The organism is Phormidium sp. CCY1219 (assembly GCF_055795085.1).
The window spans coordinates 1-11,053 of the sequence record NZ_JAYFEQ010000387.1 but is presented as its reverse complement, the minus strand read 5'-3'; the positions used below and the strand labels follow the sequence as shown (position 1 = coordinate 11,053).

Below are 11,053 nucleotides of genomic sequence, written 5' to 3'. Positions count from 1 at the left end.
GCCTTTTGGGGCTGTGTTCCTTGCCCCGCTTACGTTTCGGGCATTTACCCTCCACTTTTGCGGGAACGAATCGCACTCGAGCAATTGATTATAAGCCTCTTCCTGCTTTTCCAATTCAATCATCTGCGGATGTTGAGGCCGGAAATTTTTGCTCAGCAGTTCCCGCTGGGACTCGATTTGATGCAGAGAGGCTCTTAACTGGGCGATAATCGGGTCGGCACTCAGCGCTTGCGACACATAGGCTTGATCGGCGCTCATTCCCAAGCGCTGTTCCAAACTGATAATTTGTCCTTCAATTCCCTGTAACTGTAGCTGCAATTGCTCTTGCTGGTTTTGCGCCCCAACGATCGCCCCCGCCAATCCCCCACTTTTCGCCGCCAAAATCGGCACCGCTTCTTCCCGTTCAAACTCTTCGAGGGCCTGTTCTGCGGTTCTGAGATCCTCGAGCGCCTCGGGCACCCTTTTCTCGATCGCCTCGATCATCCTTCGCAACGCCTGGGTGTTCACGAGGCGGCTTTGCTCGATCATCGCTTCCATCAGCCCTTCGACGATCGCCTGGGCTTTCTCGGGCGTTTCGTGGGTATAGGCAATTTCGACTATCCCCCTATCGGGGCGATTTTTCAGCGAAACCCGCCTCCCGATGTTCCTCGGCTTTTCATTCACCTTTTCGCTCACCGCTTCAAGCACGTTTTCCGCCAAAAGAATTTCTTCTGGCAGTTGTTTGCCCTGCTCTTGAATTTCACTTCCCGTACTTGAAAAAATTACCGAGGGGGTCGTATAACCGAGCACGCCTTTCGATCTATAGCTCACCGATGGCGGTGGCTGCATCGCCACCAATCCCGATGCCCCCACAGCCAGGATAAACGCTGCAAATCCAAACCATTTGTATTTGCCAAAAGCGATAAAATAACGTTTGAGAATTGGTGGAGCCATGATAATTCACCTTAATCAATTTAAAGATTTTATTGAACTAATATCGATGCAAATTACGCGCAAAAGAGTTTATTTAATCCATACATTGACTCTTTAAACAAATCTTGATAGCGCTTTTAATCTCAATGAATACTGCCCGGTTTTGATGCCCGAGAGGTAATGACAAATTCTGATTACGGACTTCACCCAAATAAAACCTGCGATAGATAATCCTCTGATTTTTTCACCACCACTGCTAAAAGATTTATTGCCAGAGTTTGTCCAGTTAGTTATTCTCATCATCATTATCATCGCCCCCAGGACCAAATAACAGAGTAGCGCTATCGCGCAGAGAATCAAAAAACAGTAAAAAGCCGAGAACATCCCGGAAAGGTTGGGTAAAGGTATTGAGAGAATAGGTGATTTTGCTAACCAGATTGCGACCGATGACAATCACATCGTTATTTTGCAAGGGAACATTTTGCGAAAGGTCGCCCATCAGCAACTCTTTGGCATTAATTTCTTGAGTAACGGCTTCCCCCTGTTCCGGGTCGAAGCGCACCAAAGCGATGCTGTCAAGATCCGCAGTAGCGAGAGGAATGGTATTGACAATATCGGCAAAAGTCGCGCCATTGCGGATGGGAACCACATTAATCCCTCCTCCAGGATAACTTAAAATGCGGATGAGGATCTGCTCTTGGGCCAAGGTAGAGCGCGAGACCAAGAAGCGATCGTAATATTCATCCGTACTGCTATCCACCTTCGGCACGAACAACACATCTCCATTGGCCAAACGCAGATCCGGGAGAGGTTTGCCGGTTTGCAGAGGGGTGTACAGGTCTAGATTTTCTTCCGTTACCGTGCCATTTTCTAGCACGCGGCGCACGCGAATTTCCCGCAGATCGGCGCTGGAATTAATGCCCCCGGCGAGCAACAAGGCATCGGCGACGGGACGGGGTGACGGAGGGAGGGTATAAAATCCCGGTTGTGCCACTTCTCCGAGGACGCTGATATTCACGGGAAGCGGTGCGGCTAAGGTGGATTCAGAGACTAACGTGCTGTTATATTCCCCCTGTTCGTTTAAGGACAATTTGGGGACGATTACCAAGTCGCCATTGCCGAGACGCAGATCCGGGAGGGGTTGGCCGGTTTGCAGGGGGGTGTAGAGGTCCACAATTTCTTCGCTCACCCGCCCATTGGGAAGTACGCGACAGACGCGCAGCGATCGCAAATCCGCCCCCGGGGTCGCACCGCCTGCGGTTTGCAAGGCGGTGGGAATCGGACGCGGCGAGGGAGCCAGCACGTGGAACCCGGGCTGTGCCACTTCTCCGAGTACCGTAATCGACACGGGTTGTCTGGCGGCGAGGGTGGAGTTCGAGACCAGGGTATTGTCGTATTCTCTAGCGGCTTCTAAGTCTTGGGTGGGCACGATCACCACATCACCATTCCCCAGGCGCAGGTCTGGGAACGGGGTGCCATTTTGCAAAGGCGCGAGCAGATTGACCGTTTCTTCGCTAAACCTGCCGTCGGGAAGTAGGCGGCGCACCCGCACCGATCGCAAATCGGCGGCGGGGGTACTTCCGCCTGCGGTTTGCAAGGCGGTGGAAATCGGATTGGGCGAGGGACCGAGCACATGCAACCCCGGAAGGCTGACTTCGCCGAGGACGGTGATAGCCACCGGTTGGGGAGCGGTTAAGGTGGAATTGAAAACGACGGTGCTGTTATAGTTGCGGGCTTGTTCTAAAGTCAGTTTTGGCACGATCACCACATCGCCGGTGCCTAGGCGCAGATCGGGGAAGGCACTGCCGGTGAGCAGGGGGGTGTACAGATCCACGATTTCTTCGCTGATGCGACCATTGCTGAGGACGCGGCGCACTCGCACGGCTCTCAGGTCGGCGGTGGGGGTAGAGCCGCCGGCTAATACCAGGGCATCTTGCACGGGATTTACTGAGGGGGGCAGGTTATAAAATCCCGGGCGGGTGACTTCGCCGAGCACGCGGATAGCTACTGCTTGCGGAGGGGAGAGACGCGATCGCGCGACTAAATTATCCGGTTGTCTCTGGGTTAGCTCGATTTTCGGCACGATCAGAATATCCCCATCTTCTAACAAGAACCTCGGCGGCGGACTCCCGGCTTGCAGGGGTTGCAGAAGGTTTATCCGTTGCTGCAAAAACCTTCCATCCCCCAAGGGACGCCGAACCAACACGGATCCCAAATCGGCGGCGGGAGTGGTGCCGCCTACGTTGGCCAAAACGTCGGTCACGCGGGCGGTTTGGGCGGGAAAGGTATAAAACCCGGGTTGGGTCACTTCTCCGGTGATGGTGAGGTTCACCGGACGTTGCGCCACTAAGGTGACGTTGACGCGCGGATCGACTAAAAACTCATTTAACCCGGTTTGCAGGGTTTGCGTGGCTTGCTCTAAGGTTAGCCCCTGCAGGTCCACCGGCCCGATGAGGGGAAGTACGATTTTGCCTTGGGGGTTGAGCGCTTGCGCGCCGGTGACGTTTTGATAGGGTTGAACGTCAATAAAGATTTGGTCTCCAGGGGCGAGGGTGTAAACTTGCGGCGGAAACTGCGCTACGGGAATGACGTTTGGGGATTGCAGATCCGGTGGCGGTGTGGCTGGTGCGGCGGGTATGGGAGGTGTGGGGGGTGGTACCACCGCTGGCGGGGGTTGCCCGATCGCTCCTGGGGGTCTCGGGGGCAGGGGTTCCGGACCGGGAGATTCTAACCCCTGGCGCAGGGCGGGTGCTGGCATGGATTGCACCGTGGGGCAATAGGTGGTGGGCGCTGTGGATGACCTGGGGCTGTCCGCTGCGGGTTGCTGGGGAGGTTGCGGCGGGGACTGCGGAATTTCCGGCAGGGTTTGCGCTCTGGCACTGGAGGCTAGTGGATGAGCCTCTAGACTCCACAACAGTGCGGCGATCGCTAACGTCGAGGTTCCCCCATGAAGGCTGGCAAGGGTAATGGCGATCAATTGAAAATTGCGGCGAAAGAAAAAGTCCAACATCTGCACGTCCAAACCTACAGCGAATTGCTACGGGCAAAAAATCGAAAAGCAAGCTGGCGCAGCGCCAGTATTTTTCTAATTATTCATGCTAAATTCTTGATTTACAATTCCTCCATTTGCCGATTTTAACTAACAGTCACTTGCGGCTAAAAAAACCTTTCCACGGGAGCAAATTATGCCACGGATTTTGAATTTTCTATTGCTTCATTCTGACTTTTCAGTGCTTAATTTCTCATAAAATGGGCCGCTCATCAATGCCGCTTGCACTTGTTTGCCCAGTGCTTTGGCGCGGGGTCGCACGGTTTCTAGGTCTCCTAAGGGTTCCATTGGCAGGATAATGCTGGCGGCAACCCAGGGAATGCGATTGCGCTGGAACTGGGCGAGGCGATCGCGCCAAAACCAACTCGCGGGTGCGGCATTTCCCCCGGTGGGCCAAGCATACCACTGCGCCACTGCAAAAGTTTGGCCATCGCTTCGACTCCGGAAAAACAATGCTTTGACTCGCGCAGTTTGCGCCATGTTTTTCGGTAAGCGATCGCGGGAAGCTTCTAACCCCTGCATTACATCGTCTTTCTCCACTGTAAATTCCAGGGAACCATAATAATCCGTGGTCCATCGCCAATACCCATCAATATCCATCCATTCCACCTGCGGCCGATCCATCGCGCCCTTTTGATTGAACAGCAGCAGCATGGCTTGATATCCCTCCTGGTTTTCCACATCCTGACGCAGCCATTTTTGACCTCCCACAGAGAGGATCTGACGATTTAGCGTTTTCCATCCCGGGATATCTAGTCCGCTTTCCTGAATCGTTTTGATTTGCTTCAGGTTGGCCACTTCCGGTGGCGACATCCAGGACCATTTCCCCGTAATATACCCCGGAACGGCTCCCACTGCTAAAATCGCGATCGCAAACCCCAGCAATAACGCTCTGGGTAAAGAATAATTGTGCAGTAATTTAGACAGGTACATAACCCAAATTCTCTTGATGGAGTTTTTCTTTTCTCGGCGTCTAGTGACGGTGGCACCCAACTCTTGATGCGCGATCGCCCGCATCGACTAAGACATTTCGGCTGATGAACCATCATCAAAATAGTCCACCAGCCATTCTATCCCCGTGAGTAACGGAATTAACAGTCCTAACATACAAGCTGAGTACAAATCCCCTCCCCATCCTTCATGCAGCCAGTGAAAAATCTGTTCTTGACTGGTTCCGTGAAAAAAGGTCAGCAGGGTATTGCGGATAATATTGCCGAAGACGCTGAGCACTACGGTACTGCCTAAAAACAGAATCGTTTTGCTTCGCGATGCCAATGCCCCGGTCCAGTACAGTAACATTAAGGCAACATAAAGACTGGTTAGTAGCATTTTTAATCCGGCACAGTGGGGGGCAACTTCTACGATTCTTTGATTCACGAACAGGTAAATCCCTTCTACGGTGACGTTGATTCCTAAGTGGGAAAGGATAAAGCCGGCAAAGCCTGCGATAAAACTTTGTAGCGGTAGGGTATAGGGAGCGATTAAATAAGGTACTTCTGTGGGGGTGGCAAGTAATACCAGTAATAGGGGAAAGGCTTCTACTTTTAATCCGGGCAATCCTTTGAGCCACAAACAAGTGCCGGCGAGTACCAAGGGAAAGGATAAGTTAACGAAATCCGGCAATCCGGTGAGATAGAATACTCCCCCGATGAAGAGCAAGAGGGCACCGAGAGGATGAGGGCGATCGCTTAAGCGATGCCAGCGCTTGCGAGTGTCGCTCCAAGCAATATAGGCGGCAAATGGCAAACCAATCAATCCGTGACTGAAGTATTCATGTTCTAGGCTGATGCTTTTGTTGAGCCAACCATCGTACCAATGGAGAATTAATGGGGCGTAGAGAAGCGCTAAAATTCCAATCAGAATCCAGATGTAGTTGCGTTCGATGACTAAGGGTAATCTGCGCCCGATTTGCATGATTCAACCTCTTTCAAGGGTGGATGTTACAGGGGGAATAAGGAAGGAGAAAGGAGCGTTCTTCGATTTTTTTCGCTCAATCAACTGCGGATTTAATCGCATCAACCACTTGCTCGATTTGGGTTTCTTGCAGTCCCGGATACATGGGTAAGGAGACAATCTGCTCGCAAAGCATTTCGGCGTTGGGAAATTGTCCGCTTTTGTACCCTAAATGCAGGTATCCCGGTTGCAGGTGACAAGGCAAGGGGTAATGAATACCGCTTTGAATCCCTAGGGAGGCCAGCTTTTCTTGGAAGGTGGCTTTATCGATCGCGCACTTGTCGGTGACGCGAATCACGTAAAGATGATAAACGTGACCGGAACCGCTGCAGTTGCGAATCGGTACGATTCCTTTCTCTTGCAAGGGTTCGAGCAAGGCATCGTAGTGCTGGGCACAAGCATATCTGGCTTGGTTCCAGTCTTTTAAATAGGGTAACTTGGTTTTCAGAATCGCCGCCTGGATGGTGTCGAGACGACTGTTGGTTCCGAGTTCGGTGTGGCGATATTTCTGGGGCGCGCCATAGTTTCGCAAGGTTCGCATTTTTGTGGCAATGGCTTCATCTCGCGTCACCACCATTCCCCCATCTCCAAAGGCACCGAGATTTTTGCTGGGGTAGAAACTAAACCCGGCAGCGATTCCCACGGATCCGGCGGTTTTTCCCTCTCGGTGGGCGAGATGCGCTTGGGCGGCGTCTTCAAAAATCAGCAAATTGTGGGCATTGGCTAGGTCTTGCAGTTGTGCGGGGGAAACCAGTTGCCCGTACAGATGCACCGGCAACAGCGCCCGGGTTTTGGCGGTGATGGCTTTTTCGGCGGCGTTGAGGTCGAGTAAGGCGGTGTCTGGGTCGCACTCTACCAGGATTGGGGTAGCGCCCGCGTGCAAGACGCCGATGAGGGTGGCAATAAAGGTGTTGGCCGGTAAGATTACTTCGTCTCCCGGACCGATGCCACAGGCATTGAGTCCCAAGGCGATCGCATCGGTCCCGCAGGCCACTCCAATCCCATGCTCCACGCCACAAGCCTTGGCAAACTCACTCTCAAATTCTCTCAGGGCTTGGCCTAAGATAAAATCTCCTCGGTGCAACACCTCCTGAATGGCTTGTTCGATCTGGGATTGGATCGGTTGGTGTTGCAGATTGAGGTCAACAAATGGAACTGTCACTGGCATGAGATTGATTACCGTAATTTATAAATTGTGGCAAGTTGCCGGTTGCTAATGGCTAATCTGCGGCTTCACAAGCTGGGGATTAGCCTTCCCCTGGGGTTTGGGGCGGGGCAATCCCCAAACACCGACTTTCGGCTGCGGGATGTCACCCCCTAAGATCTAGTTATGCGGGATTGACAGCAAATTGGGTAGGTTTAATTATGAAGAGTTTGTAAAGCTTTGGCCGGGCGATCGCCCTTTTCCTCGGCTTGACTCTCGCCCCCAAGATGAACTCTTTCTCATGTTTTGGGCGATTTGCTGATAAAAATTCTCTGGTTTCCCCTCACCCCTACCTTGACTCGAACTGCCGATCGCGTTCCAAATCCTAGGCCATAACCCTTCCATCGATTGGGTAATAATTATACAGGTTAATGCAAATTTACAATAATTGTCAAACCCAATTGAAACGTGATTCTCAATTGCCATCTGTTAAAGCGATGCCAAAATAAAAATTAATCAAGACTTAACAAGCGCTGAGAAAACTGCACAGAAAAGTGTGACGCCGATCGCAGCCTCAGCTAGAGCTGTCGCCTAGGGTAGAATAGAAGAGAAGTTCCGATCCCCCGCCTGCTTGGGTTGAATCAATCCCACCCGGATTTCCACCCCAAACCACTAGGGGCGATGTCTCCCTCGGAAAATCCCCCGCTCAACTGGAACAACGGAGAACCCCTTTTACTCCCTCGAGTTTTGCTCGAAGGAAAACCAAACAATCCCTCACGAGGTTGAACAATTCTTTTTAGCGGTCGGAAGCGATCGCATTTCAAAATCCAACCGCTTTGTTTAGGGTTCCGGTTTTGCATGAGATATTCGGATTGACAGGCGCAAGCAAACTAATGGGGCGATCGAAAAGCCCCCGTGATGCCCCAGCCACCCCCCGATTCTCAGATAAACTTCCTTTGTTGAGTCGCGCCTTCTTCTCCCAAAGCCGCTCAGTTCAAAACCAAGATAAAATCCATGCCATCACAAACGAGTTGCATCTATTACCTGTTGTGGCTGGCGACCCTGGCGATCGCCCTAACCGCAACCATCAAACCGACGCGATCGCAACCCATTGTTCCCAACGGCGATACGAACACCAGCGTTACCCAAAATGGGAACGAGTTGGAAATTACCGGCGGCAAACAATCGGACAATGGGGCGAATCTCTTCCATAGTTTCGAGCAATTTGGCCTAAACGAAAATCAAATCGCCAACTTTGTCTCGCATCCCAATATTGAGAATATTCTCGGTCGCATCAACGGCGGCGACCCTTCAATTATTAATGGTTTAATTAAACTCACCGGGGGCAATTCTAACTTATTTTTAATGAACCCGGCAGGTATCGTCTTCGGTTCGGGAGCCAGTTTAAATGTACCCGGATCGTTTATGGCTACCACCGCCGATCGCATCGGATTACAAGAATCCTTGGGGGTGCGCTGGTTTTATGCCAGCGGAGAACATAACTACGCCGATTTAATCGGCACCCCCAATCGTTTTGCCTTTACCATGCCCGAACCGGGGACAATTCTCAACGCCGGAAACCTATCCGTGGGACAAGGACAAGACTTAACCTTGCTCGCGGGCACGATTCTCAATTTCGGCACCCTCTCCGCAGGGGGACATATCACCGTTGCTGCAGTTCCGGGAGAGAGTTTGGTGCGAATTAGCCAAACCGGACATCTGCTGAGCTTGGAGGTGGAAAACTATAACTGGGAAGGAATCCGCCAAAACCCCAACCAAGGCTTCCCTATCGAACCGCGTTCTCTGCCTCAATTGCTCACCGGCCCGGGGGGAACTCATGCCACGCAAGTGCAACAAAACGAGGATGGCACCTTGACCCTGAGCGGTTCTGGGATGGAAATTTCCGCCGGGGATGTGGTGACCACCAATGAGATGACGGCGAGTACCGGCATTGTTTTAGGGCGCGATCGCCTCATCGCCCTCGCCAGCGACGTGCAAACTGACGGCATCTTACACCTAGAAGCGACGGAAACAGTGCAGTTGCAAGAAATGGAGGCGGGGGCGGGCAGTGCCACCATTCGCTCTCGCGGCGAAATCGCGATCGGCGAGAGTCAACTGCATATCGATGGCAATCTGACCCTAGACGCCGAGGAAACCGTGCAATTCCACGATAGCGAAGCCCATCCCCTGCAACTAGACGCCGGGGGCAATGTGGAGATTCGCGCCGCTAATGGAATCGAAATCGATCTGTCCAACCACTCCCAGTCCCAGTGGCAAACCCAGGGCAATTTAAGCTTTTTCAGCGATGGCATCATTGCCCTGAATGGGGTTTTCCACAGTGGCGGTCATCTTTCGATTCTCGATACTTCCTCAAATCCCACCGCCTTCACCAGTGCAGATGGACTCACCCTCAACGCCCAAGGCGATGCCATCGGCGGGGACTATAGTGGCGTGTCCCTGAAAATTGAGACCGATGGTAAAATCCAGACCGGTGACATTGAAATCACCGCATCGGAGACTTCCACCACTGGCGAGTCTCCCTCAACCGAATTAAGTCTCGATTCCGAGAGCAATATTCTCGTGGGAGACCTAACCCTGGAGGCGTCGGAAACTCCCCTCACCGCTAGAGCAACCCGGGAGATTCAAACAGGGCCGATCGCGTCCCAGGGCGGCAATATCTCCCTCACCAGTGGCGAGAATCTGCAGGCGGAGGCGATCGCGTCCCAAGGCGGCAATATCTCCCTCACCAGTCTCAATGGCGCGATCGCTACCCAATCCCTGGATGCCTCTTCTACCTCCCAAACCGGTGGCTCCATTTCTTTAACCGCCCCCGATTCCATCACTCCCGGCAATCTCACCACCAAGGATAACTACATTCGCCTCGATGGGCCGATCGCCCTCACCGACAGTCGGACATTTCGCACCCTCACCGCCGATTCCCCCGCCGATACCGGGGGCAATCTCACCATCACCGGTACCATTAACGGCAATTTTCCCCTATCTCTTGACACCGGCGCAGGTGATGTGGTAATAGAAGAAAGCATCGGCAACGAAACTCCTTTGGCCCGTTTGTCCGTTCGCGGCAACAATATCTCCTTTCATTCCCGGGTAGTCGCCGAGGGCGAAATTGCGATCGCCGCCACCGGTACCGCCAACCTGCGGGAGTCTCTGCAAACCCGAGGTGAGCGCGTCCAAATTTCCGGGGGCGGATCCGTCAGCAGTGCAGACATCCGCACTCCCGGTGGCAATATCGAACTCGATAGCCAAACCAGTCAGATTACCACGGGCAATTTAAACAGTTCCTCCGATAGTGGCGATGGCGGTGATGTGGGGGTGCGGGCAGAAAGCGGGATTTCCAGTGAGGCGATCGCCACCGATTCCACCATCGGGAAGGGCGGCGATGTCACCCTCACAAGCAATCGCAACGATATCGAAATCACCTCGATTAACGCCGAAGGCGAAACCCAAGGCGGCAATGTGGCGATCGAAACCACCGGTGCAGTACGGGCGATCGGCTCTTTTACCGCCAAAAATGGCGTGGAAGCAAGTATCTCCACAGCAGCAACCGAAGGCGGCGCGATCGCTATCCGTCACGGCGAAACCACCTTTGAAATCGGCGACGCCAATCAAGATGGCACCCTCTCTAACGGCACTACTGCCGCCATCACCACCGGATCCGGCGACACCTTGACCACCGGACAAACTTTATCCCAACCTTCCATTCAACTCAGTGCCATTCCCACCGAACAACCCGCACAATCCGAAGAAAGCGACAATGCCGAAAACGACACCGCCAGCGAGTCAGAACAAACCGACAATTCCGACAATTCCGAAAACGACACCGCCAGCGAGTCAGAACAAACCGACAATTCCGACAATTCCGAGAACGACACCGCCAGCGAGTCAGAACAAACCGACAATTCCGACAATTCCACCCCAGAACAACCTACCGAGTCAGAACAAACCGAAAATTCCGACAATTCCACCCCAGAACA

Annotated in this window: 6 protein-coding genes; 1 reads left to right on the top strand and 5 read right to left on the bottom strand. The window is 53.0% G+C overall.

The window, feature by feature from the left end:
- From AC0QH1_RS07695 to AC0QH1_RS07675, 5 genes are all read right to left on the bottom strand, one after another.
- Positions 1 to 933, bottom strand: a 933-nt coding sequence (locus tag AC0QH1_RS07695; protein ID WP_442957293.1) for a GumC family protein, incomplete at its 3' end; no start/stop codon positions are given.
- Positions 934 to 1,198: 265 nt separating this feature from the next.
- Positions 1,199 to 3,922 (bottom strand): SLBB domain-containing protein, encoded by a 2,724-nt coding sequence (locus AC0QH1_RS07690; RefSeq protein WP_324630440.1) that lies wholly within the window; start codon positions 3,920 to 3,922, stop codon positions 1,199 to 1,201.
- Between the two features lie 204 nt (positions 3,923 to 4,126).
- Positions 4,127 to 4,894: a cyanoexosortase B system-associated protein gene (locus AC0QH1_RS07685; RefSeq protein WP_324630439.1), complete on the bottom strand. Its 768-nt coding sequence runs from the start codon at positions 4,892 to 4,894 to the stop codon at positions 4,127 to 4,129.
- 87 nt (positions 4,895 to 4,981) lie between these two features.
- A complete protein-coding gene (gene crtB / locus AC0QH1_RS07680; protein ID WP_324630437.1) occupies positions 4,982 to 5,875 on the bottom strand; it encodes a cyanoexosortase B in 894 nt (297 codons plus the stop codon).
- A gap of 76 nt (positions 5,876 to 5,951) precedes the next feature.
- On the bottom strand, positions 5,952 to 7,082 hold the full coding sequence (locus tag AC0QH1_RS07675; protein ID WP_324630436.1) for a DegT/DnrJ/EryC1/StrS family aminotransferase: 1,131 nt from the start codon (positions 7,080 to 7,082) through the stop codon (positions 5,952 to 5,954).
- A gap of 990 nt (positions 7,083 to 8,072) precedes the next feature.
- Between AC0QH1_RS07675 and AC0QH1_RS07670 the strand changes: the two genes are divergently transcribed.
- Positions 8,073 to 11,053, top strand: a 2,981-nt coding sequence (locus AC0QH1_RS07670) for a two-partner secretion domain-containing protein (RefSeq protein ID WP_324630435.1), incomplete at its 3' end; no start/stop codon positions are given.